We start from the raw sequence: 23,543 nt of genomic DNA, 5'->3' as shown, positions 1-23,543 counted from the left end.
GATGCGCTTCCGCCACCCCGACGGCACCGTCGTCCACCTCGCCTACTGCACGAACGTGCATCCCGCCGAGACCCTCGACGGCGTGCTCGCGCAACTGCGGGACCACTGCGAGCCCGTCCGCCGTCGCCTGGGCCGCGACCGGCTCGGCATCGGCCTCTGGCTCGCCAGGGACGCCGCGCACGCCCTCGACACCGACCCGTCCGCCCTGCGCGGCCTGCGCGCCGAACTCGACCGGCGGGGCCTGGAGGTCGTCACCCTCAACGGCTTCCCCTACGAGGGCTTCGGCGCCCAGCAGGTCAAGTACCGCGTGTACAAGCCCGACTGGGCCGACCGTGAGCGCCTGGACCACACCACGGCCCTGGCCCGTGTCCTCACCGGTCTCCTGCCCGACGACCTCACCGAGGGCAGCATCTCCACCCTGCCCCTCGGCTGGCGCACCGCCTGGAGCCCCGCCCGCGCCGATGCCGCGCACGCCGCCCTGCTCACGCTCGCCGAACGCCTGGACGCCCTCGCCGACCTCACCGGCCACTCCGTCCGCGTCGGCCTCGAACCGGAGCCCGGCTGCATCGTCGAGACCACCGGTGACGCCCTCGCCCCGCTCACCGCCGTCGGCCACCCCCGCATCGGCGTCTGCGTCGACACCTGTCACCTCGCCACCTCCTTCGAAGACCCGCACACGGCCCTGGACGCGCTCACCGCGGCCCACGTCCCCGTCGTCAAGTCCCAGCTGTCGGCAGCCCTGCACGCCGAACACCCCCACCTCCCCGCCGTCCGCGCGGCCCTCGCCGCCTTCGACGAACCCCGGTTCCTGCACCAGACCCGGACCTGCCCCACTCCCCACTCCGCTCGAACGGGAGGGCCGCCCGTCCCCACCGGCCGGCAGGGCACCGACGACCTGGGCGAGGCCCTCGCCGGCGACGTCCTGCCCGACGGCACGCCGTGGCGCGCGCACTTCCACGTCCCGCTGCACGCGCCCCCCGCCGCACCCCTCACCTCCACCCTCCCCGTCCTGAAGGGCGCCCTGACCCGCCTCGTCGGCGGACCGCACCCGCTCACCCGTCACCTCGAGGTCGAGACCTACACCTGGCAGGCACTCCCGCCCGAGCTGCGCCCCCGTGGCCGCGCCCAGCTCGCCGACGGCATTGCCGCCGAACTCGCCCTGGCACGGGACCTGTTGACCGACCTCGGCCTGAAGGAGCTGCCATGACCTTCGCCACCTGGCAGGCCGCCCCGGAGGCGGGCCAGGAGGCCACCGCGGAGGCCGCCGCCGACCCGGAACGACCCGTGCCGCTGCTCGTCCTCGACGTCGTCGGTCTCACCCCCCGTCTCCTCGACCACATGCCTCACCTCAAGTCCCTGGCCTCGAGCGGCTCGCGTGCCCCCCTCGGCACCGTCCTGCCCGCCGTCACCTGCGCCGCCCAGTCCACCTTCCTCACCGGCACGCATCCGTCCGAGCACGGCATCGTCGGCAACGGCTGGTACTTCCGCGAGCTCGGCGACGTCCTCCTGTGGCGCCAGCACAACGGTCTCGTCGCCGGCGACAAGCTGTGGGACGCCGCCCGACGGGCGTATCCCGGCTACACGGTCGCCAACGTCTGCTGGTGGTACGCCATGGGCGCCGACACCGACATCACCGTCACCCCCCGCCCCGTCTACTACGCCGACGGCCGCAAGGAGCCCGACTGCTACACCCGGCCACCGGCCCTGCACGACGAACTCACCGAGAAGCTCGGCACCTTTCCCCTCTTCCACTTCTGGGGCCCCGGCGCGGACCTCGTCTCCAGCCGCTGGATCATCGACGCCACCCGGCACATCCTGCGCACCCGCCGGCCCGACCTGGCCCTGTGCTACCTCCCTCACCTCGACTACGACCTCCAGCGCTTCGGCCCCGACGACCCGCGCTCGTTGCGGGCGGCCTCCGACCTCGACGCCGCCGTGGCACCGCTGCTGGAGGAGGCGCGCGCCGAGGGCCGTACCGTCGTCGCGCTGTCCGAGTACGGCATCACCCCGGTGAGCCGGCCCGTCGACATCAACCGTGCCCTGCGTCGCGCCGGACTGCTGGAGGTGCACACCCAGGACGGCATGGAGTACCTCGACCCGATGGCGTCCCGTGCCTTCGCGGTCGCGGACCACCAGATCGCCCACGTCTACGTGCGCCGCCCCGAGGACCTGGACGCCACCCGTGCAGCCCTCGCCGGCCTACCCGGCATCGGGGAACTCCTCGACGACCAGGGCAAGAAGGCGCACCACCTCGACCATCAGCGCTCGGGCGAACTCGTCGCCGTCGCGGAGCCGGACGCCTGGTTCACCTACTACTACTGGCTCGACGACGCCCGCGCACCCGACTTCGCCCGGCTCGTCGAGATCCACCGCAAACCGGGATACGACCCGGTCGAGCTGTTCATGGACCCGCTCGACCCCTACGTGAAGGTCAAGGCGGCCACCGCCCTGGCGCGCAAGAAGCTGGGCATGCGCTACCGCATGGCGGTCGTGCCCCTCGATCCGTCACCTGTTCGGGGCAGCCACGGCCGCCCACCCGCGAGCGACGACGACGGTCCGCTCCTCATCTGCTCCACCCCCCGCGCCGTCGGTGACCGGGTCGCGGCCACCGATGTCAAGCAACTCCTGCTCCATCTCGCCGGACTCGGCTGACGCACGGCCGCCGAGATCCAGCCGCATTCAGTGAAGCACGCACCACTGACAACGGCCCGCCCCGCGTCCTCGGGGCGGGCCACGACAGAAGGCAGGCATCCGTGACCCCGTACTCCGACACGTCCCGCACCGACGCCACCGAGGGCCCCGACGAGGCCCTGCGCCGCAGCCTGGGTATCGGCCGCCGCCGCTTCCTCAGCACCTGCACCGCTGTCGCCGGCGGGGCGATCGCCGCCCCCGTCCTCGGCGCCTCACCGGCCTTCGCCCAGGACCGGGACGGAGGAACCCACGGCCACGGCGGCCACGGACACGGCCGTGACGCTCTCGTGCCGGCCCACAAGCGCGGCATCATCCTCTACACCGTCCGCGACGCGACCGGCCGAGACCCTCTCTCCACCGACCTGCCCTCGGGCTTCCGCGAGGTCTTCGGGCAACTGGCCCGCTTCGGCTACCGCCAGGTCGAGTTCGCCGGCTACGGCCAGCACCCCGACGCGCCCGGCGGCGCCGCACTGGAGTCCGTGGAGGGCGCCAGGCTCCTGCGGCGCTGGCTGGACGAGTACGGCCTGCGCGCCCAGGGCAACCACGGCTTCATACCGCCCTCCTGGCCGTTGACCACCGCCGACCTGGACACCTTCAAGAAGCACCTGGAGATCGCCAACATCCTGGGCATGGACCACATGGGCACCGGCGCCGACCCCACCAACAGCTCCTACCGGGCGGACTGGGACGTCGCCGCCGACAAGTGGAACGTCCTCGGGAAGATCGCCCACCGCGAGGGCGTCAAGCTCTACACCCACAACCACGACGCCGCCTACGGTTTCCTCCTCGACGGCGGTCCGCTGGACGACCGGGGCCGGCCCACCCGCAGCTCCGGCATCCGCAGGCTGGAGTACTTCCTGAAGGTCACCGACCCGAAGTACGTCTGGCTGGAGATGGACGTCTTCTGGGCGCACGTGGCCCGGTACAAGTTCCACACCTACACCGCGCACGACGGCTCCGTCCGGGAGAAGGTCTTCGACCCCGCCGGTCTGGTCGCCCGACACAACAAGCGCTACCCGCTGTTCCACGCCAAGGACGGCACGGCCAACACCACCAACGGGCAGGGCTACGACATGGTGCCCTTCGGGACGGGCGTCATCGACTACGCCACGTTCTTCTCGCGGGTCGGGGAACGCAACTACCACAACCCGATGGTGGAGCAGGACAACGCGCCCAGCTCCACCGATCCCGGGCAGTCCCTGCGACATGCCAGGACCGGCTACGACAACCTCGCGGCGCTGCGCGAGCGGCGCCGCTGACCGCACCCGCGCACCGAACGGTCCTCCCCGCACCCGCGCACCGGGCGGTCCTCCCCTCTCGGGGGAAGGGCCGCCCGGTCCGTCGCGTCGGGGTCAGGCCGTCTCGTCGCCGAGCGGGTGCGGGTTGGGAACCACGTTCCGGGTCTTCGGCCTGCCCGGCGCCTTCAGGAAGAGGGCCAGGACCGCGGAGGCCAGGCCGATGGACCCCGCGATGACGAACGCCCCCTCGTAGTCCCACGCGGCGACCACGACCGCGCCCATCCCGGAGCCGACCAGGCCCGAGATCAGCTTGGAGCTGTAGACCATCCCGTAGTTGGAGGCGTTGTTGTTCTCGCCGAAGTAGTCCGCCGTCATGGCCGCGAAGAGCGGGAAGATCGCGCCGCCGCCGAAGCCGGAGACCATGGAGCAGAACAGGAAGAAGGGCATGCTGCCCATCTGGCCGGAGACCAGTACCCCGAACTGGGCGGTGCCCAGGACCAGGCAGACGATGATCAGCGTGTGGCGGCGGCCGAACTTGTCGGATATCCAGCCGATCACGCCGCGGCCGGTGCCGTTGACGACGGCCTTCAGGGACATCGCCGTGGCGACGACCCCGCCCGCGAAGCCCATGTCCTTGCCGAAGGGCACCTGGAAGGCGATGCCGAAGATGTTGATGCCGGCGGTGCACAGCAGACAGAACCACATCATCCACAGGACGGGTGTGCGGGCGGCCTCCTTCGGTGTGTACTGCTTGACCGCCGGCGGGTTCTTCTCCAGCGCGCGGCGGATCTTCGGGTCGTCGGTCTGCCGCAGCGGGTCCACGTGCGCGGGCCACCAGTTCTTCGGCGGGTCCTTGAAGAACCAGCCGGCGAAGGCGACGACCGAGCAGCAGGTCAGACCCACCAGCACCAGGACGGTCTCGTAGTTGCCGAGGTCCATGTACGAGGTGAACAGGAACACGAAGGGCACCGAGCCGTAGGCGAAACCGCCGTTGACCATGCCGGTCTTGCCGCCCTTGCGCTCCGGATACCACTTGCCGACCATGTTCACGCAGGTCGCGTAGACGAGGCCGGCGCCGATGCCGCTGAACATGCCGAACCCGATGTAGGCGACGATCACGTGCGGCGCGAACGCCAGCGAGAGATAGCCGCAGACCGTGCCCAGCGCGCCGAGCATCATCGCGTGGCGCGCGGGGAGCCTTCCGCTCTCCCGCAGCTGTCCGGCGGGGAAGGCCACGGCGGCCTGGAAGAAGACCCAGACCCCCATCAGCCAGAAGATGTGCCCGTTGTCCCACAGGTGGGCCTCGTGCAGGGTCTCCTCGGCGGAGGTGAACGCGTACTCCGAGGAGCTGATGCCCAGCATGCCCATCCACGGGAAGAGCACCATGGTCCAGCGTGGTCGCCCCATGATGTCCCGGTCGGTCTCGCCGATCCGGTACAGGCGGCCGTTGCGGTCCGTCACCTCCCGGTACGTGAGGGACCTGGAGAAGTCGGTGGTTGTCATCGTGTCGCACCCCTTGCGTCGAAAGATCTGGCCAGCGCCCCCTGTCCAATGCCTTTCGTGCGCGCACGGGTCCCGGAGCCGGCCGACGCGCACCGTCGGCCGGCCCCGCGCCGGGTCACCTCATGAACCGCCCCCCAGCAACCCGGCCGCCCGCGCCCACCGGTACTTCGCGCCGAGCACCGCCACCGGCTTCTCGGTCGTGTACGGGTAGGCGACGACTCCCCGCTCGTACAGGTACTGGCAGGCCTCCTCTACCTCCACGTCACCCGCGAGCGACGCCACGACGGGCTTCTCGACGCCGCGCGCGCGGAACTCGGCCACCACGCGCGCGGTGAGTTCCGCGAACACCATCGGGGGAGTGACGATGGTGTGCCAGTAGCCGAGGACGAGGGCGTGGATGCGCGGGTCCTCCAGACCGAGCCGGATCGTCGCCTCGTACGTCGACGGCGGCTCGCCGCCGGTGATGTCGACCGGGTTTCCCGCCGCGCCGAAGGGCGGGATGAACTCCCGGAAGGAGGCGTCCAGGTCGGGCGGGATGTCCATCAGCGTCAGGCCGTTGTCGGTCACCGCGTCCGACAGGAGCACCCCGCTGCCGCCGGCCCCGGTGATGATCACGACATTGTCGCCCTTCGGGGTGGGAAGGACCGGCAACGCGCGCGCGTACTCCAGCATCTCGTTCAGTCCGGGAGCCCGGATCACCCCCGCCTGCCGCAGGATGTCGTCGTACACGGCGTCGTCGCCCGCGAGGGCCCCCGTGTGCGAGCCGGCGGCCCTGGCACCGGCCGCCGTACGTCCCGCCTTGAGCACGACGACCGGCTTCTTCGGCACGGTCGCCCGCGCGGCCTCGACGAAGGCGCGCCCGTCCTTGAGGTCCTCCAGGTGCATCGCGATGCACCGGGTGTGCGGATCCTCGCCGAACCAGGTCAGCAGGTCGTCCTCGTCCAGGTCGGCCTTGTTGCCGAGCCCCACGATCGCCGACACACCCGTCTTCGTGGTCCGGGCGAACCCCAGGACGGCCATCCCGATGCCACCGGACTGCGAGGTCAGCGCGACCCCGCCCTTGACGTCGTACGGGGTGCAGAACGTGGCGCACAGGTCCTGCCAGGTCGAGTAGTAGCCGTAGATGTTCGGCCCGAGCAGCCGGACGCCGTGCCGCTCGGCGACGGCCACGATCTCGTCCTGGAGCGCGTGCTCGCCGGTCTCGGCGAACCCGGACGGGATCAGCACGGCGTTGGGGATCCTCTTGCGTCCCACCTCCTCCAGCGCCGAGGCCACGAACTTGGCGGGGATCGCGAAGACCGCCACATCCACCTCACCGGGAACGTCGGTGACACTCTTGTACGCCTTGCGGCCCAGGATGTCATCGGCCCGGGGATTCACCGGGTGGATGTCACCGGCGAAGCCTCCGTCGATGAGGTTGCGCATCACCGAGTTGCCTATCTTTCCCGGCTCGTTGGAGGCGCCGATCACGGCGACCGACACGGGCTCCATCAGCCGCCGCATCGACGTGAGGATCTCCGCGCGCGTGTAGCGCCGGCGTTCCCTCACGGGCGCGTCGGACAGAATCACGCGGATGTCCGCGGCGACCGCGCCCTCCGGGGTGGCGATCACCGGGTTGAGGTCGACCTCCGCGATCTCCGGGAAATCGGCGACCAGTTGGGACACCCGGCGGATCTGCTCGGCGACGGCCCACCGGTCCACGGCCGCCTGTCCACGCACCCCGCGCAGGATCTCCGCCGCCCGGATCGAGTCGAGCATGGACAGGGCCTCGTCGGCGTCCACGGGCGCGAGCCGGAAGGTGACGTCCTTGAACACCTCCACCAGCACCCCGCCCAGCCCGAACGCCACGACCTTGCCGAACGTCGGATCCGTGACCGCGCCGACGATGACCTCCTGCCCCTTCGGCAGCAGCTCCTGGATCTGTACGCCCGTGATGCGCGCGTCGGCGTCGTACGCGCGCGCGTTGGCGACGATCCCGTGGAACGCGGCCCGTACGTCCGCCGCGCCCTGGACACCGACGACCACCCCGCCGGCGTCGGTCTTGTGCAGGATGTCCGGCGAGACGATCTTCATCACGACCGGACCGGGGAAACGCGCCGCGTACGCGACGGCCTCGTCGACGTCGGTCGCCAGTTCCTCGCCCGGTACGGCGATCCCGTAGGCGTCCGCGACCACCTTGCCCTCGGGCGCGGTCAGCGCGGTCCGCCCCTCGGAGCGCACCGCGTCGAGCAGCGCGCGCACCCTCAGTACCCGGTCCTCGGCCATCACGTCAGATCACCCCGTTCGACTTGAGCAGGCGCATTTCCTCGTCACCCAGGCCGAGTTCGCCCACGTACACCTCTTCGTTGTGCTGGCCGAGCAGTGGGGAACCGGTCACCTCGACGGGGGAGTCGGAGAGTTTGAGCGGGCTGCCGACGGTCACGAACTCGCCGCGCTCGGGGTGCGGTACGCGGACGACCATGTCGTTGGCGGCCAGCGACGCGTCCTCGATGATCTCCTTGGTGGACAGGATCGGGCCGCACGGGATGTTGTGGGCGTTGAGCCGCTCCAGCACCTCCCACTTGGGCAGCGTCGAGGACCACTCCTCGATCAGCTGGAACATCTTGCCCAGTTTGGGCAGCCGGGCCTCGGGCGTCGCCCACTCGGGGTCGTCGGCCAGCTCGGGCCGGCCGATCAGCTCGGTGACCGGCTGCCAGCCGACGGGCTGCACGATGACGTAGACGTAGTCGTTCGGTCCGCCCGGCGCGCACCTGACGGCCCAGCCTGGCTGGCCGCCGCCGGACGCGTTTCCGGAGCGGGGAACCTCCTCGCCGAAGTCGTCGTTGGGATATTCGGCGAGCGGACCGTGTGCCAGGCGTTGCTGGTCCCGCAGTTTCACCCGGCACAGGTTGAGTACCGCGTGCTGCATGGCCACGTTGACCCGCTGCCCGCGCCCGGTGTTCTCGCGCTGGTACAAGGCCGCGAGGATCCCCGCCACGGCGTGCACACCCGTCCCCGAATCCCCGATCTGGGCCCCGGTCGCCAGCGGCGGCCCGTCCTCGAAACCGGTGGTCGACATCGACCCGCCCATGGCCTGAGCGACGACTTCGTACGCCTTGAAGTTGGTGTAGGGGCCGTCCCCGAACCCCTTGATGGAGGCATAGACGATCCGCGGGTTGATCTCCTGGACCCGGTCCCAGGTGAAGCCCATCCGGTCCACCGCGCCCGGTCCGAAGTTCTCGACCATGACGTCGGAGCGGCGGATCAGCTCGGTGAGGATCTCCTTGCCGCGCTCGGTCTTGGTGTTGAGGGTGATGCTCCGCTTGTTGCAGTTGAGCATCGTGAAGTAGAGGGAGTCGACGTCCGGGAGGTCGCGCAGCTGCCTGCGCGTGATGTCACCGGAGGGCGCCTCCAGCTTGACGACGTCGGCGCCGAGCCAGGCGAGCAGCTGGGTCGCCGAGGGTCCGGACTGGACGTGCGTCATGTCCAGGACGCGGATGCCTTCGAGTGCCTTGGTCATGACCGGCGCTCCTCACTTGTACATGGTCTGGTTCATGGTTCCGGGGGCGTACGCGTCGGGGTCGACCCAGACGTTGATCAGCGAGGGTTTCCCGGACTCGCGGGCGCGCCGGAGCGCGGGGCCGATGTCGGCGGGGTCGCGGACCTCCTCGCCGTGACCGCCCAGCATCCGGGCGAACTTGTCGTAGTGGACGTCGCCGAGGGTGTTGCCGATCCGCTCGCGCTCCTTGCCGTACTTGGCGGCCTGGCCGTAGCGGATCTGGTTCATGGAGGAGTTGTTGCCGACGATGCCGACGAAGGGGAGGTCGTAGCGGACGAGGGTCTCGAAGTCCCAGCCGGTGAGGGAGAACGCGCCGTCGCCGAAGAGGGCGACGACCTCCTTGTCGGGCCGTGCCTGCTTGGCCGCGAGGACGAAGGGCACGCCGACGCCGAGGGTGCCCAGCGGGCCCGGGTCCATCCAGTGGCCCGGCGACTTGGGCTGCACGACCTGTCCGGAGAAGGTGACGATGTCGCCGCCGTCGCCGATGTAGATCGAGTCCTCGGTGAGGAAGTCGTTGATCTCGCTGACCAGGCGGTAGGGGTGGATGGGTGAGGCGTCCGAGCGCAGTTGCGGAAGCCGCTTCTCCAGGGCGCTCTGTTCGGCGGCACGCAGTTCGTCGAGCCACTCCTTGCGCCGGGACGCGCCCCCGTCGAGGCGTCCCGAGGCCGCCTCGGTCACCGACTTCAGCACCAGGCCGGCGTCGCCGACGATGCCGAGGTCGATGTCGCGGTTCTTGCCGACCGTGCGGTAGTCGAGGTCGATCTGCACGACGGTCGCGTCCGGCGACAGCCGCTTGCCGTAGCCCATGCGGAAGTCGAAGGGCGTGCCGACGATCACGATGACGTCGGCGTTCGAGAAGGCGTAACGACGGGAGAGCTGGAAGTGGTGCGGGTCGCCGGGCGGGAGGGTGCCGCGGCCGGCGCCGTTCATGTACGCCGGTATGTTCAGGGTGCGGACCAGCTCGACGGCGGCCTCCGTGCCACGGGTCGTCCACACCTGGCTGCCCAGCAGGATCGCGGGCTTCTCGGCGTGCGTGAGGAGGTCGGCGAGCTTCTCGACGGCCTCGGGGTCGCCGGGCGAGCGGGTGGAGGCGCGGTAGGCACCGGCCCGCGGCACCCGCGCCTTCGCGGCGGGCACCCTGGCGTCGAGGACGTCGCGCGGGATCTCCAGGAAGGAGGGGCCAGGCGCGCCGTGGTAGCACTCGCGGAACGCCATGGACACCATGTCCGCGGCGCGCGCGGTGTCCGGCACGGTCGCCGAGAACTTGGTGATGGGCGCCATCATGTCGACGTGCGGCAGGTCCTGGAGGGATCCCATCCTGTGCTGGCTGAGCGCCCCCTGGCCCCCGATCAGCAGCATGGGTGACTCGGCCCGGAAGGCGTTGGCGACACCGGTGACGGCGTCGGTGGTGCCGGGGCCGGCCGTGACGACCGCGCAGCCGGGCTTGCCGGTGACGCGGGCGTAGCCGTCGGCGGCGTGGGCGGCGACCTGCTCGTGGCGGACGTCGACGACTTCTATGCCCTCGTCTACGCAGCCGTCGTAGATGTCGATGATGTGGCCGCCGCACAGGGTGTAGATGCGGTCGACGCCCTCGGCCTTGAGCGCCTTGGCAACGAGATGACCACCGGAAATCGCGTCCTGGGTGTCGTCGGGCATGGCGAAGTCCCGTCCCTTCGTAGGGGGTTGGAAAGCTCACGCGGTACATTGCATACAGTCGACGAATACTGTATGAAGCTTGTTATCCCGCATCCGGTGGGTGGTGTCCAGGGGGCGTGCGGCACTTTCAGTCATCGGGGTTCGGCCTCGCGATGACTTCGCAGACAGGAGCCGAGATGGACCTGTACGAACACCAGGCAAGGGAACTCTTCGAGGAACACGGCATCGCGGTACCGCGGGCCGAGGTGACCCGCTCACCCAAGGAGGCGCGCGAGATCGCCCGCCGACTCGGCGGCCGCGCCGTCGTGAAAGCGCAGGTCAAGGCAGGCGGACGCGGCAAGGCGGGCGGCGTCAAGCTCGCGGCGGACCCGGCCGCCGCCGAACTGACCGCCCGCCAGATCCTCGGCATGGACATCAAGGGCCACACGGTCGGCACCGTCATGCTGGCCCAGCCGGTCGACATCGAGAGCGAGTTCTACGTCGCCTACGTCCTCGACCGCGCGGCCGGTCGTTTCCTCGCCGTCGCCTCCGCCGAGGGCGGCATGGAGATCGAGGAGGTCGCCGCCCGTCGCCCGGACGCCGTCGCCCGTATCCCCATCGACCCGGCCGAGGGCGTCACCTCGGCGAAGGCGGGCCAGATCGTCGCCGCGGCCGGTCTGCCGACGCAGGCCGTCGACATGCTGGTCCGGCTCTGGCAGGTGCTGGTCCGCGAGGACGCCCTCCTCGTCGAGGTCAACCCGCTCGTGCGCACCCGGCAGGGCCAACTGATCGCCCTCGACGGCAAGGTCACCCTCGACGACAACGCGTCCTTCCGGCAACCCCGTTGGGGCGATACGGCCGCCGAACACCGCGACCCGCTGGAGGCGGCGGCCGCGGCGAAGGGCCTCAACTACGTCAAGCTGGACGGCGAGGTCGGCATCATAGGCAACGGCGCCGGACTGGTCATGTCGACGCTCGACGTGGTCGCCGGCTGCGGCGCCCGCCCCGCCGACTTCCTCGACATCGGCGGCGGAGCGTCGGCCGCGGTCATGGCCGACGGGCTGGCGGTCGTCCTGTCCGACCCGGCCGTGAAATCGGTCCTCGTCAACGTCTTCGGCGGCATCACCGCCTGCGACGCGGTGGCCGAGGGCATCGTGCGCGCCCTGGACACCGTACGGCTGACCAAGCCGCTCGTCGTCCGTCTCGACGGCAACAACGCCGCCCGGGGCCGCGCCCTCCTCGCCGAGCACCGCCATCCCCTGCTCGAACAGGCCACCACCATGGACGGCGCCGCCCGCCGCGCCGCCCGACTCGCCACCGCAGTCTGAGGAGACACCATGGCCGTTTACCTCACCGAGGAGAGCAAGGTCCTCGTCCAGGGCATGACGGGCGGCGAGGGCATGAAGCACACCCGACGCATGATCGCCGCCGGCACGAACGTCGTCGGCGGCGTCAACCCCCGCAAGGCGGGCCGGACCGTCGACTTCGAGGTCCCCGCGTCCCCGAACGGCCTGGTGGGCGCTCCCCGCTCCGTACCTGTCTTCGGGTCGGTCGCCGACGGTATACGGTCGACCGGCGCCGACGTCACCGTCGTCTTCGTCCCGCCCGCCTTCGCCAAGGCGGCCGTCACCGAGGCCGCCGACGCCGGCATCGGGCTCGCCGTCGTCATCACCGAGGGCATCCCGGTCCACGACTCCGTCGCCTTCACCGCCCACGCCACGGCGCGCGGCACCCGGGTCATCGGCCCCAACTGCCCCGGCCTGATCAGCCCCGGCCTGTCCAACGCGGGCATCATCCCCGCCGACATCACCGGACCCGGCCGCATCGGCCTGGTCTCCAAGTCGGGGACGCTGACGTACCAACTCATGTACGAACTGCGGGACATCGGCTTCTCCACGTGCGTCGGCATCGGCGGCGACCCGGTCGTCGGGACGACCCACATCGACTGCCTCGCCGCCTTCGAGGACGACCCGGGCACCGACCTCGTCGTCCTCATCGGGGAGATCGGCGGCGACGCGGAGGAGCGGGCCGCCGCCTACATCCGCGACCACGTCGCCAAGCCGGTCGTCGGCTACATCGCCGGCTTCACCGCGCCCGAGGGCAAGACCATGGGCCACGCCGGCGCGATCGTCTCCGGCTCCTCGGGGACCGCACAGGCGAAGAAGGAGGCACTGGAGGCGGCCGGGGTGCGGGTGGGAAACACGCCGACCGAGACCGCGAAGCTCGTGCTCGACCTGCTCGGCGACCGGGCCTGACACCCCCGTGCGGGCCCTCACAAGGGCCCGCGCCCGCCCGTTCCGGTGCCCGCCGCGCGGGCGCCCAAGGGCCCGCGCCCTGTCCCCTTCCCCTTTTCCTCTCGACCGTGCACCGAGAGCGGAGCAACCGCATGGCATCCACCCTCACCCTCAAATCCGGCATGTCCTGGGCCGACGCCTGGCGACGCTGCCTCGCCGCCGCCCCCGAGGCCTTCCGCGACGACCGGGTCCTCAACCTCTGGAACGCCTCCTGGCAGGCCGACGGCCGTACCCTTTCCGCCACCAGCCCCGTCGACGGCAGGCCCGTCACCGGACCGCCCCGCCTGGACCGGGCCACCGCCCACCAGGCGGTCCGCGCCTCCTTGGACCAGCACCGGGCCTGGCGCCACCTCCCGCTGGCGGAACGCCGTGCCCGCGTCGCCGCCACCCTCGACGCCCTCACCGCCCACCGCGAACTCCTCGCGCTGCTCCTGGTCTGGGAGATCGGCAAACCCTGGCGGCTCGCGCAGGCGGACGTCGACCGCGCCGTCGACGGAGTCCGCTGGTACGTCGACGGCATCGAACCGATGCTGGCCGGGCGGACCCCGCTGGACGGCCCGGTGTCCAACATCGCGAGCTGGAACTACCCGATGAGCGTGCTCGTGCACGCGGTACTGGTCCAAGCGCTCGCGGGCAACGCGGTCATCGCCAAGACCCCGACCGACGGCGGCGTCGCCTGTCTCACCCTGGCCTGCGCTCTCGCCGCCCGCGAGGGCATCCCGGTCACCCTCGTCAGCGGCAGCGGGGGCGAACTGTCGGAGGCGCTGGTGCGGGCGCCCGAGATCGGCTGCGTCTCCTTCGTCGGCGGCCGCGACACCGGCGCCGCCGTCGCCACCGCCGTGGCGGACCTCGGCAAACGGCACATCCTCGAACAGGAAGGACTCAACACCTGGGGCGTCTGGAACCACTCGGACTGGGACACCCTCGCCGCCCTCGTCCCGAAACTCTTCGACTACGGCAAGCAGCGCTGCACGGCGTACCCGCGCTTCGTCGTCCAGCGCGAGCTGTTCGACGCCTTCCTCGCGGCGTACCTCCCGGCGGTGCGGACGCTGACGGTCGGCCACCCCCTGGCCGTCGAAAACCCGGACGACCCCTACCCGCGACTGGACCTCGGGCCGGTCATCAACGCGGCCAAGGCCAAGGACCTGCACGACCAGGTCGCCGAGGCCGTCGACCGGGGAGCCGTCCCGCTGTACCGCGGGGACCCGAGGGACGCCCGCTTCCTGCCCGGCCAGGACACCTCCGCGTACGTCACTCCGGTCACGCTCCTCAACCCGCCGCCGTCCTCCCCGCTGCACCACGCGGAACCCTTCGGGCCGGTCGACACCATCGTCCTGGTCGACACGGAGGCGGAACTGCTCGCCGCCATGAACGCCTCCAACGGGGCACTGGTCGCCACCCTGTCCACGGACGACCGTGCCACCTTCGAGCGACTGGCCCCGCAGATCCGCGCGTTCAAGGTCGGCCACGGCACACCCCGCTCCCGTGGCGACCGCGACGAACTGTTCGGCGGCTTCGGGGCGTCCTGGCGCGGGGCGTTCGTCGGCGGCGAGCTGCTCGTGCGGGCGGTGACCCGGGGACCGGCGGGGGAGCGGCTGCCGGGGAACTTCCCCGGGTACCGGCTGATGCCCTGAACACCCGCGGGGCGGCGCGGCCGACCGGCGCCCCCGGCTCGCCCCGGGGCGCCGGCCGTCACCCTCGTCGCACGGTCCGTGACCGCCGGCCCCACCCGCGCCCCTGCATGTCCGCTCGGCCGTCTGCTCAGGGGGTCGTCCACGCGGCCCAGCGGACTCACCGCAGAGGTGCTCGCCCCGTACAAGGTGGACGGGCACGGCCCGACGGCCCTCGTCCGGCTCGCCGACCGGGACGTGCCGACGCAGACCGGGGCCGCGGCCCGGCCCGGTGGCGACCCGCACCAGGTCGGTGTCCCTCGTCGACGGACGGCATGATCACGCCTCCCGCTGGAGCGGCGGCGCGGCCCGCACGACCGCCGCCAGAACATCGCCGCGCCGGCTCCGTCGGGCGCGGTGTGCCTGGGCCAGGTGCGACGGGCGCGCGGCGGCGCATCGGTTCCTCGCCCGTCGGACGAGCGGGCGGCGGCCGACCTCCCGCGGCCTCCGCACACGCGGGCCACCGAGGAGGAGCCCCCACCGTGTGTCCGTCACCGTCCGGCCACGCGGTGTGACGCCGGGGACCGCGCCCGGCCCGGACGGCCCCCACAGGCCCCCGGCCAGCGGATACTCGGGTGAAGCGCACTCCGAAAGCTTGGTATTGTTGTCCATGTCGCCGCGGGCAAACACCCACGGCGGCAGACACCTGGTCCGGGTGGCGGAATGGCAGACGCGCTAGCTTGAGGTGCTAGTGCCCTTTATCGGGCGTGGGGGTTCAAGTCCCCCCTCGGACACTTGTCACCTTCCGTGTCGAGCGACTTCCGCTCGGTGAGGAAGGGTTCGTGGAGAACGTCCGCGAAGACATCACCCGCATCCGGGAATCCCGGATGCGGGTTTCGTCGTTTGCCGGTCCGCCGAATCCTGGGAAACCTTGCGAACGCCTCGATTGCCTCCCGAATGCCGCGGAAGCACGTTTATCGGTTGCGTCGCCGACGACTCATCCCCCATTGATTGACGGACCGTCAATGTTCATCTGGGGCACACATGTTGGCGGCCTGTGACCGCTTCGTGTGGTGATACGATCACGGCGCTTGTAGAGCGGGCGGATGGGTGAAGGACGACATCCTCGACTACGGGGACGGTCCGGGCGGTGGTCCCGATGCGGGCGGTCCCGCCGGTCCGCCCGCGTTGACGGGAATTCAGCAACTGGCCGTCAGTCGCCTGAAGAGAGTCTTATGACTGATTACATACAGAACCCGGTACTCTGGGCTCTCCTCGTCGCCGTGCTCGCCGCCGTCGCCCTCATCGTTCGTCAGCGGAGGGTGACGCGGGCGTTGAGGCAGGAGTTCGCAGATCTCAGGGCTCGGCACAGCGAGCTGGAGAACGGGTACGCGAAATCCGTCGAGGCGGCGCAGGAAAGAGCGGACGAGGCAACGAAAACAGTCCTGAAGTCCGCCATGCGGACCCTTCAGGGCCTGGCCGCGGAACAGCAGTTGATCGTTTCCCGGCTCCAGAACAAGTACGGCGAGTCGGTCATCCTCCAGGACCTCTTGGAGATCGACCACACGAACTCCCAGTTCGGTCGACGAGCCCAGTCCATCGCCGTCCTCTGCGACGGCTGGCTGGGACGTCAGCGTGATGTGGCGTCGGTCTACGACGTCGTCCGCAGCGCCCAGGGCAGGATCCGTCATTACCGGCGGGTGGAAATTCTCTCGCAGGTCGATTTCGGTATCACCAGCCGCGCCGTCGAACCGGTCGCACTGGCCCTCGCCGAACTGCTCGACAACGCCACCAGTTATTCCAGCCCGGACACGGTCGTCGAAATCAACATTCGCACCGTGCCCAAGGGCATTTGTATCGTCGTGGACGACGCCGGTGTCGGTATGAACGACGAGGAGCGGACCCGCGCGGAGAGACTCCTCTCCAGTGACCGCGTCTCCGGAGTCTCCGGGCTGGGCAACCCGCCGCAGTTCGGGTTCGCGGTGATCGGCGTGCTCGCCGAGCGCTTCGGCTTCGAGGTGTCCGTCGACTCCAGCTCGCCCTACGGCGGGGTACGCGCGGTCCTCCTCCTGCCGCACGACCTGCTCACCAACGCACCCGAGCAGAGGGAACCGACCCCGGTCGCTCCCGCCGTCGCCGCACCCCCCCGCGGCGGCCCCGAGCCCGCGCCGGCGCCGAGCACCACCGTCGACGGCCTGCCCAAGCGGCGCCGCAAGCGGCCCATGGCCATCGTGCCCGGCAGTGCGCCCACCTCCTCCGCCCCCTCCCGATCGGGTGCGGAGACGGCGGCGATCATGGGCGCCTTCCAGCGCGGCACCCAGTCCGGCCGGCGGGCCACCCCTGCGGACCCCGCGGAACAGTCCAGCAGCACACGTGGCGCAAGCAGTGAAGGGCATGAGTTCTCGTGAACGACGATCTGTCATGGATGCTTGACAGCGCCCTGGAGATTCCCGGGGCCCTGCACGCCGTCCTGATATCCGCCGACGGCCTGCTGATGGCCCGGACGCAGGACTTCGGCAAGGACGACGCGGACCGCGTGGCCGCGGCGATGAGCGGCGTCCAGTCGCTCAGCCGCTCCCTGGCCTTCTTCTGCGAGGACGCCGGCCAGCGGTGGCGGCAGACGCTGGTCGAGTTCGACGGGGGCTGGGTCTTCCTGATCTCCGCCGGCGAGGGTGCCTACCTCGGCGTCTCCGCCTCGCCCGACGTCGACATGGCGGACATCACCTTCCGGATGCAGCAGCTCGTCGGTCAGCTCGGCAAGGCTCTGACCACGCCGCCGCGCGAGAACCTCGGCGCGCGGTCATGACGGGATTCGACGAACTGGAGCCCCAGACAGCGGAGTTAGTGCGTCCGTACGTCATCACCAAGGGACGCGGACTGCCCGACGAGGAGCAGCTCTCCCTCATCACCCTGGTGACGGCGGCAGCCGACCACCAGCAGCGGCCCACCCGGTTGTCCCCGGAGGAGCAGAGCCTGCTCGAGCTGTGCTCGGCCGGCTACCTGTCGGTCGCCGAGATCGCCGGACACACCCAGCTCCCGCTCGGCGTCGTGAAGATCCTCCTCGCCGCCCTCACCGAGGGCGGCTACCTCGTCACCCGCCCGCCCGTGCAGCGGGCCCCCCTCGCCGACCGGGAGATCCTGGAGGAGGTGCTGAATGGTCTCAGGGCCAAGTTTGGATGAGCAGGCGTACGTCCGCGGCGGCGCGACGCAGACGGCGGTGAAGATCCTCGTCGTGGGCCACTTCGCGGTCGGCAAGACGACGTTCATCGGGGCGATCTCCGAGATCGAACCGCTGTCCACCGAGGAGACGATGACGCGCGCCGCCGAGTCGGTCGACGACCTCAAGGGAGTCCAGGGCAAGACCACCACCACGGTCGCCATGGACTTCGGCCGTCTGACCATCAGCGACCGCGTCGTGCTGTACCTGTTCGGAACGCCGGGCCAGCAGCGTTTCGTGCAGATGTGGGAGGACATGGCGCGTGGCGCGCTCGGCGCGCTGGTGCTCGTCGACCCCGAGCGGCTCGCGGACTCCTTCGCCGTGATCGATCTGATCGAGCAGTACGGGCTGGACTACGCCATCGCCGTCAACCACTTCGACGGCTCACCCCTGCGGGACGAGACCGCCCTGCGTGACGCGCTGGACCTGCTCGACGACACCCCCGTCGTCACCTGCGACGCGCGGGACGAGAAGTCGTCGGCCGAAGCGCTCATCACTCTCGTCCGCCACTTGCAGGACCGTGCCCACTAGGAGCAGAAATGGACCAACCCACCGCTCCCGTGCCCCCGCCCGGGTGCCCGGCGCACCACACCGGCGGCAGAGTGCCGCTCCACGGGCCGGAGTTCGCGGCCGACCCGCAGGCCTACTACTCCTACCTGCGCCACTACGGGCCCACCGCGCCCGTCGAGCTCGCCCCGGGAGTGGAGGCCACGCTCGTCACCGACTACGCCACCGCGCTGCAACTCCTCCAGGACTCCGGGTCGTTCCGCAAGGACGCACGCCGCTGGCGGGACTTCAACGAGGGGAAGGTCAGCCCCGACAGTCCCGTCGCCCCGCTGCTGGCGTACCGGCCCAACTGCATGTTCGCCGACGGCGCGGACCATCTGCGGCTGCGTCAGGCGGTCACGGACAGCTTTGCGCGAGTGGACTCGCTGCTGCTCAGCCACAGCACCGAGCGGATCTCCGACTACCTCATCTCGCAGTTCAGCGCCCGTGGCTCGGCCGACCTGCTCGGCGACTACGCCAAGCAGCTGCCGCTGTTCGTGTTCAACGAACTCTTCGGCTGCACCGCCGACATCGGCGACCGGGTCCTCTTCGGCATCTCCGGCATGTTCGACGGCGTCAACGCCGAGAAGGCCACCGAGGTGCTCTTCCAGGCGGTCGGCGAGCTGGTCGCCCTCAAGCGACGCAAGCCCGGCGAGGACGTCACCTCCTGGCTGATGCAGCATCAGGCAAAGCTCAGCGACGAGGAGATGGTCCACCAGCTCGCCCTGCTGCTGGGCGCGGGCGCCGAGCCGCTGCGCAACCTCATCGGCAACACCCTGCACCGGCTGCTCACCCACGACCGGTACGCCTACAAGGGCGGGCTGATCGAGGAGGCGATGGACGACACCCTGTGGGAGAACCCGCCGATGTCGAACTACGCCCCGCACTACCCGGTCGCCGACATGGAGTTCGCCGGACAGAAACTGGCCGCCGGCGACCTGGTGATGGTCAGCTTCGCCGCCGCCAACACCGGCCCCGCGCTGTCGGCGGCACGCCAGGCGGGCAGCAACCGGGCCCACCTCGCGTGGAGCGCCGGCCCGCACGCCTGTCCCTCGAAGGAGCCGGCGCGGCACATCGCCGTCACGGCCATCGAGAACCTCCTCAACCAGCTTCCCGACGTCGAACTCGCCGTCCCGGAGGACAGCCTGACGTGGCGTCCGGGGCCGTTCAACCGGGCCCTGGCCACCCTTCCGGCACGGTTCACCCCCGTCCAGCCGGCGCGCCGGGCGACCCCGCAGACCGGTGCGCAGCCGCCCGCACAGGAAGCCGCCGACACGGCGCGCAGGCCCGAACAGACCGGCGTGTGGAGCAAGTTCCTCACCTGGCTCACGAGGTGATTCACACAACATCCACAGTCTTCGCCTCCTCAGCATGAAGCTTCACCGGCGGGGGTAGTGAGCAACGCGGTATCCATGTTGCTCACGAGAAAATGGAGGTGTCGTGGACCTGGTATCCAGCGGCGCCGCTCTCCTCCGACACCCCGCCCGACGGCCCGAGCCGGGCCCGCACATAACCAGGGGGCGCACGAGCGCCCCCTTCGCCGACGCTCCCGGCAGGACCCCGCTGCACAGACGGCGAGGCAAGATACCCGCCCCATCGGGCGGGTATCTTCTTGCCCGCCCCCGCACGGCGGGGGCGGCCCGGTGAAGCGCACCCCGACCGGCGGCCGCGGTGCACGGGGAGCCCCGACCCTCGGAGCGCTCACCGGCGGCCAGCTGCTGCGGCTGTGCCACGTCACGGGACTGGACCTCACCGACGCCGAGGCCTACGCCACGGTGCTGATCGAGGCGCTCGGGGCCGCGGCCGAACGGCCCCTCGACCTGCCGCCGCCCTCCCGGACCTTCCTCTCCGACGACCACACGCCGGTCGAGTTCTCCCTGTCCTTCCTGCCCGGCGGGTCGCCCTCGCTGCGCGTCCTGCTGGAACCCGGGTGCGCGGCAGGCGGCCTGAAGCGCAACGGACGCGTAGGACTGCGGGTGGTCCGCGAGCTGGCAGAGCGCTGGAAGTTCGCCACCGACCCGCTCGACGAGCTGGAAGACCTGTTCTTCCCGGCCTCCCCCCAGGGCCCCTTCGCCCTGTGGTGCGCGCTCGAGCTCGGGCCCGGCGGCGTACCCAGGATGAAGGTGTACCTGAATCCCAACGCCTCCGGGGAGGAACGTGCCGCCGAGACCGTGCGCAAGGCTCTGCGCCGGCTCGGCCACCGCAAGGCGTTCGCCGCCCTGCCCCCGGCCGACGGACATCCGTTCCTGGCCCTGGACCTGGGCGACTGGGAGGCGCCCCGGGTGAAGGTGTACGTCCGGCACGACGGCCTCGCCGCCGGGGACGCGGCGGGCCTGTCCCGGATGGATCCCGGGCCCGGCCAGGCCGAGATCGAGGAGTTCTTCCGCACCGCGGCCGGCTTCGGCGGCGACGTCTTCGGCGGACGCGGCGACCAGGAGGCCCGGCTCGCCGGCCGGCCCGCGCTGACCTGCCACGCCTTCACCGAGGCCGGGACCGGCCCCACCGGCTTCACCCTGCACATCCCGGTCAGGGAGTACGCGCGGCACGACGGGGAGTCCCTGGCCCGGGCCACGACCCTGCTCGGCCGCTACGGCATGGACACCACCCCGCTGTGGCGGGCCCTGGCCGCCGTCACCTCCCGGCGGCCGGAGGACGGCGTGGGACTCATCGCCTACCTGGCGCTGGCCCACCAGCACGGCCGTCCGCCGCGGGTGACGGCGTACGTCTCCTCGGAGGCGTACCGGGTCCGGCCGCCCGTCGCCTTCCTGCCCGCCCTGGCCGCGACCGGCCGGTAGGACGCACGCGGCAGAACAGCGGGGAAGCCCAGAACCCCGAGGGGAGCCGTACGCCGATGTCGTCGGACCGCTCCCCTCGCGCCGCGGCGGGACCCGCGGCCGGTTCCCCGATGACGCCGACTCGGACGTCCGAGCCGCCCAGACCGCCCGGGCGGCGGCACGACGAAGGGTCCGGCGCGGCGCAGCAGACGCCTGCGGGCACCGAACCCCCGCCCTGTTCAGGGCACGCGGAGCACCTCACTGCTCCTCGCGCAACTCCTCCAGGTACGGCGCCACGTTCACCTGGATCGACGCGCCCTCCGTCTGCCCGTACTGACCGGCGATCCCGCTCAGGTACGCGGAGATCTCCTTGCGCATGACCTCCGCCTCCGGCAGGACCGCCTCGCCCGTGATGATCCGCGCGATCCACCGCGACTGGGCCTCCACGAGCCGGGTGATGGACCCGAGCGGGCGCACCAGGCCGACGAAGTGCAACCCGGGAAGGTCGGGGGCGACGACGCGCTTGTACAGCTCGACCGAACCCTGCGGGCCGATGGGGCAGCCGGCGGGCAGGAACGGGAAGGCCATGCGGTAGCCGGTGCAGTACACGATGGCGTCCGCCTGCACCGACGTGCCGTCGGTGAAGGTCACCCGGCCGCCGTCGACGACGTCGATCGCGGGTTTGGGCGTGACCGCGCCGTGCCGGATGCGGCTGAGGATCTCGTCCGAGATGGTGATGGCCGAGGCGAAGAGCGGGTGGTCCGGCTCGGGCAGGCCGTAGTCGGCGAGCTTGCCGCGCGCGGCGTGCAGCGCCTGCTCGACGAAAGCGCGCTGCTCGGCCAGGGACATGTTCGTCCACCACGACGCCTCGGCGATCTCGTCGAGGGACATGCCGAAGAGCTGCTTGGGCAGGACGTGCAGCCCCCGGCGCACCGAGAGGACGGTCTGCGCGGCGTGCCGGGAGAGGTCCGCGGCGATGTCCACCGCCGAGGCGCCGAGCCCCACCACGACGACGCGCTGCCCCGCGTAGTCGCTGCCGTCGCGGTAGTCCAGGGCGTGGAGGATCGTTCCCGTGAACGTCTCGGAGCCGGGCGGCGGAGCGGGCATGCTCGGTTCCGTGTTGTGCCCGGAGGCGACGATCACGTGCGTGAAGCTCCGAGAGGCGCGTGCACCGCCGGCGTCGCGGCTGACGACCGTCCACGTGCCGCCGGGCTCCGGCCCCACCGACTCGACGGTGGTCCCCAGCTCGATGCGGTCCACCACGTCGGCCCACTCGGCGAACGAGCGCAGATAGGCGGCGACTTCGCTGTGCCGGGGGTAGAGCGGGTACGAGTCCGGCATCGGGTAGTCGGCGTAACCCGTCAGCTGCTTCGCGGTGTTGAGGTGCAGCGACAGATAACCCGGGCCGCGCTCACCGGCCTGCGGTCGCCGCCAGATCCCACCCACGTCCGGCGCCTGCTCCAGGCAGACGAAGTCGATGCCCTTCGACTTCAGGGCGTGGGCCGTGGCCAGCCCCGACAGCCCCGCACCGATCAGACACACCCTCACGGTTTCCCCCACAGGAACGACACCTTCCTTTCACGCCGGGCAGTTGACTGCCCATCCGGCGCACCTGCCACTCCATTCTCACCAGCGACAAGGATCACAGCCGTGCGTCCGGTGGCCGGGTGGCACGGAGAGGCAGGCCGGACCAAGGAGCGTCGCGGGCCGGACCGCCTATGCCCGGGCGGCGGCCCACAACCCCCGCACATGCCCCAGATGCCGAGTCATGACCTCGTGCACGGCCCGCTCGTCGCGCGCCAGCAGGGCGTCCAGGAGTTCCAGGTGCTCCTCGGCGGAAGCCAGCAGACGCCCCGACGCGGAGAGCGCGGTGAGCCCGTAGAGACGGGCCCGGCCGCGCAGGTCGCGGACCACCTCGACGAGGTGTCCGTTGCCGGCCAGGGCGAGCACACCCAGGTGGAAGCGGGTGTCGGCCTCGACGTAGGCGATGAGGTCGCCCGCCACCGCGGCGGTGACGATCTCCCGGGCCGCCGGACGCAGTGCCTCCAGGGACACCGGGTCGGCGGTGGTCGCCAGCGCCACCACCGTGGGGATCTCGATGAGCGCGCGGACGTGCGTGTACTCGTCGAGCTGCCGGTCGGAGACGTCCGTGACGCGGAACCCCTTGTTCGGGACCGCGTCGACCAGCCCCTCCTTCGCCAGGTCCAGCATCGCCTCGCGCACCGGGGTCGCCGAGACGCCGAAGCGGGCGGCCAGGGTCGGCGCCGAGTACACCTCGCCGGGCCGCAGCTCCCCCGCGATCAACGCGGCCCGCAGCGCGTCGGCGACCCGCTCGCGGTAGCTGCTCCGGCGCCCGCCCAGCAGGGGCAGCGCGGGCGCGGCGGGGGAGGGGCTGCTGCTGCGCGGGGCGGCCATGCGGGATCTCCTCGTCACCGGTGTGCCATGTCACGTGCCATGGCATGGACCATCAGTATCCACGGCCTCTGCCGGGCGCACG

Annotated in this window: 18 protein-coding genes and 1 tRNA gene; 13 read left to right on the top strand and 6 right to left on the bottom strand. The window is 71.1% G+C overall.

Annotation, left to right across the window (positions count from 1 at the left end; translation table 11 throughout):
• Position 1: 1 nt before the first annotated feature.
• From eboE to ACZ5Y0_RS21020, 3 genes are all read left to right on the top strand, one after another.
• On the top strand, positions 2-1,207 hold the full coding sequence (gene eboE, locus ACZ5Y0_RS21030; RefSeq protein ID WP_469130199.1) for a metabolite traffic protein EboE: 1,206 nt from the start codon (positions 2-4) through the stop codon (positions 1,205-1,207).
• A complete protein-coding gene (locus ACZ5Y0_RS21025; RefSeq protein ID WP_469130198.1) occupies positions 1,204-2,652 on the top strand; it encodes a nucleotide pyrophosphatase/phosphodiesterase family protein in 1,449 nt (482 codons plus the stop codon). Before eboE ends, ACZ5Y0_RS21025 begins: the two co-directional genes overlap by 4 nt.
• A 101-nt stretch (positions 2,653-2,753) precedes the next feature.
• Complete coding sequence (locus ACZ5Y0_RS21020; RefSeq protein ID WP_469130197.1) at positions 2,754-3,950, top strand: sugar phosphate isomerase/epimerase family protein; 1,197 nt, start codon at positions 2,754-2,756, stop codon at positions 3,948-3,950.
• Positions 3,951-4,043: 93 nt separating this feature from the next.
• Here ACZ5Y0_RS21020 and ACZ5Y0_RS21015 read toward each other — a convergent pair whose 3' ends face one another.
• From ACZ5Y0_RS21015 to ACZ5Y0_RS21000, 4 genes are all read right to left on the bottom strand, one after another.
• Entirely contained in the window at positions 4,044-5,432 is a 1,389-nt protein-coding gene (locus ACZ5Y0_RS21015; protein ID WP_469130196.1) for an OFA family MFS transporter, read from the bottom strand.
• A 120-nt stretch (positions 5,433-5,552) separates the two neighbouring features.
• Positions 5,553-7,697, bottom strand: coding sequence for an acetate--CoA ligase family protein (locus ACZ5Y0_RS21010; RefSeq protein WP_469130195.1), 2,145 nt, complete (start codon positions 7,695-7,697; stop codon positions 5,553-5,555).
• Between the two features lie 4 nt (positions 7,698-7,701).
• Positions 7,702-8,931, bottom strand: coding sequence for a formyl-CoA transferase (gene frc / locus ACZ5Y0_RS21005; protein WP_469130194.1), 1,230 nt, complete (start codon positions 8,929-8,931; stop codon positions 7,702-7,704).
• 12 nt (positions 8,932-8,943) lie between these two features.
• Entirely contained in the window at positions 8,944-10,626 is a 1,683-nt protein-coding gene (locus ACZ5Y0_RS21000; protein WP_469130193.1) for a thiamine pyrophosphate-binding protein, read from the bottom strand.
• A gap of 176 nt (positions 10,627-10,802) precedes the next feature.
• Between ACZ5Y0_RS21000 and sucC the strand changes: the two genes are divergently transcribed.
• From sucC to ACZ5Y0_RS20950, 10 genes are all read left to right on the top strand, one after another.
• Positions 10,803-11,933, top strand: coding sequence for an ADP-forming succinate--CoA ligase subunit beta (gene sucC / locus ACZ5Y0_RS20995; RefSeq protein WP_469130192.1), 1,131 nt, complete (start codon positions 10,803-10,805; stop codon positions 11,931-11,933).
• Positions 11,934-11,942: 9 nt separating this feature from the next.
• The gene (sucD, locus tag ACZ5Y0_RS20990) at positions 11,943-12,860 is read left to right on the top strand and encodes a succinate--CoA ligase subunit alpha (RefSeq protein WP_469130191.1); all 918 of its coding nucleotides are present in this window, start codon (positions 11,943-11,945) and stop codon (positions 12,858-12,860) included.
• Positions 12,861-12,991: 131 nt separating this feature from the next.
• Entirely contained in the window at positions 12,992-14,533 is a 1,542-nt protein-coding gene (locus ACZ5Y0_RS20985) for an aldehyde dehydrogenase family protein (protein WP_469130190.1), read from the top strand.
• Positions 14,534-15,218: 685 nt separating this feature from the next.
• Positions 15,219-15,303, top strand: a tRNA-Leu gene (locus ACZ5Y0_RS20980).
• Positions 15,304-15,744: 441 nt separating this feature from the next.
• On the top strand, positions 15,745-16,917 hold the full coding sequence (locus tag ACZ5Y0_RS20975) for an ATP-binding protein (RefSeq protein WP_469130189.1): 1,173 nt from the start codon (positions 15,745-15,747) through the stop codon (positions 16,915-16,917).
• Positions 16,914-17,315 (top strand): roadblock/LC7 domain-containing protein, encoded by a 402-nt coding sequence (locus ACZ5Y0_RS20970; RefSeq protein WP_469130188.1) that lies wholly within the window; start codon positions 16,914-16,916, stop codon positions 17,313-17,315. Before ACZ5Y0_RS20975 ends, ACZ5Y0_RS20970 begins: the two co-directional genes overlap by 4 nt.
• Positions 17,312-17,689 carry a DUF742 domain-containing protein gene (locus tag ACZ5Y0_RS20965; RefSeq protein WP_469130187.1) on the top strand — a complete coding sequence of 126 codons (378 nt, stop codon included), beginning with the start codon at positions 17,312-17,314 and terminating at the stop codon, positions 17,687-17,689. Before ACZ5Y0_RS20970 ends, ACZ5Y0_RS20965 begins: the two co-directional genes overlap by 4 nt.
• Positions 17,664-18,257 carry a GTP-binding protein gene (locus tag ACZ5Y0_RS20960; protein ID WP_469130186.1) on the top strand — a complete coding sequence of 198 codons (594 nt, stop codon included), beginning with the start codon at positions 17,664-17,666 and terminating at the stop codon, positions 18,255-18,257. Before ACZ5Y0_RS20965 ends, ACZ5Y0_RS20960 begins: the two co-directional genes overlap by 26 nt.
• An 8-nt stretch (positions 18,258-18,265) precedes the next feature.
• Positions 18,266-19,609 (top strand): cytochrome P450, encoded by a 1,344-nt coding sequence (locus ACZ5Y0_RS20955; RefSeq protein ID WP_469130185.1) that lies wholly within the window; start codon positions 18,266-18,268, stop codon positions 19,607-19,609.
• A gap of 306 nt (positions 19,610-19,915) precedes the next feature.
• Positions 19,916-21,067 (top strand): tryptophan dimethylallyltransferase family protein, encoded by a 1,152-nt coding sequence (locus tag ACZ5Y0_RS20950; RefSeq protein ID WP_469130184.1) that lies wholly within the window; start codon positions 19,916-19,918, stop codon positions 21,065-21,067.
• Between the two features lie 237 nt (positions 21,068-21,304).
• Here the strand turns inward: ACZ5Y0_RS20950 and ACZ5Y0_RS20945 are convergent, their stop codons facing one another.
• On the bottom strand, positions 21,305-22,594 hold the full coding sequence (locus tag ACZ5Y0_RS20945; protein ID WP_469130360.1) for a flavin-containing monooxygenase: 1,290 nt from the start codon (positions 22,592-22,594) through the stop codon (positions 21,305-21,307).
• 168 nt (positions 22,595-22,762) lie between these two features.
• Positions 22,763-23,461 (bottom strand): GntR family transcriptional regulator, encoded by a 699-nt coding sequence (locus ACZ5Y0_RS20940; protein ID WP_469130183.1) that lies wholly within the window; start codon positions 23,459-23,461, stop codon positions 22,763-22,765.
• Positions 23,462-23,543: the final 82 nt, after the last annotated feature.

The sequence above is a fragment of the Streptomyces sp. NPDC033216 genome (assembly GCF_055577115.1).
Note: the sequence above shows the minus strand (reverse complement) of the source record. Positions and strands in the feature narration are given on the sequence as shown.

Coding starts and splice junctions, on each gene's coding strand:
- ACZ5Y0_RS20985 (WP_469130190.1), top strand. CDS start 12,992: ATGGCATCCACCCTCACCCTCAAATCCGGCATGTCCTGGGCCGACGCC.
- ACZ5Y0_RS20940 (WP_469130183.1), bottom strand. CDS start 23,461: ATGGCCGCCCCGCGCAGCAGCAGCCCCTCCCCCGCCGCGCCCGCGCTG.
- ACZ5Y0_RS21025 (WP_469130198.1), top strand. CDS start 1,204: ATGACCTTCGCCACCTGGCAGGCCGCCCCGGAGGCGGGCCAGGAGGCC.
- ACZ5Y0_RS20960 (WP_469130186.1), top strand. CDS start 17,664: ATGGTCTCAGGGCCAAGTTTGGATGAGCAGGCGTACGTCCGCGGCGGC.
- ACZ5Y0_RS21000 (WP_469130193.1), bottom strand. CDS start 10,626: ATGCCCGACGACACCCAGGACGCGATTTCCGGTGGTCATCTCGTTGCC.
- frc (WP_469130194.1), bottom strand. CDS start 8,931: ATGACCAAGGCACTCGAAGGCATCCGCGTCCTGGACATGACGCACGTC.
- sucC (WP_469130192.1), top strand. CDS start 10,803: ATGGACCTGTACGAACACCAGGCAAGGGAACTCTTCGAGGAACACGGC.
- ACZ5Y0_RS20965 (WP_469130187.1), top strand. CDS start 17,312: ATGACGGGATTCGACGAACTGGAGCCCCAGACAGCGGAGTTAGTGCGT.
- ACZ5Y0_RS21010 (WP_469130195.1), bottom strand. CDS start 7,697: ATGGCCGAGGACCGGGTACTGAGGGTGCGCGCGCTGCTCGACGCGGTG.
- ACZ5Y0_RS20955 (WP_469130185.1), top strand. CDS start 18,266: ATGGACCAACCCACCGCTCCCGTGCCCCCGCCCGGGTGCCCGGCGCAC.
- ACZ5Y0_RS20975 (WP_469130189.1), top strand. CDS start 15,745: ATGACTGATTACATACAGAACCCGGTACTCTGGGCTCTCCTCGTCGCC.
- ACZ5Y0_RS21015 (WP_469130196.1), bottom strand. CDS start 5,432: ATGACAACCACCGACTTCTCCAGGTCCCTCACGTACCGGGAGGTGACG.
- sucD (WP_469130191.1), top strand. CDS start 11,943: ATGGCCGTTTACCTCACCGAGGAGAGCAAGGTCCTCGTCCAGGGCATG.
- eboE (WP_469130199.1), top strand. CDS start 2: ATGCGCTTCCGCCACCCCGACGGCACCGTCGTCCACCTCGCCTACTGC.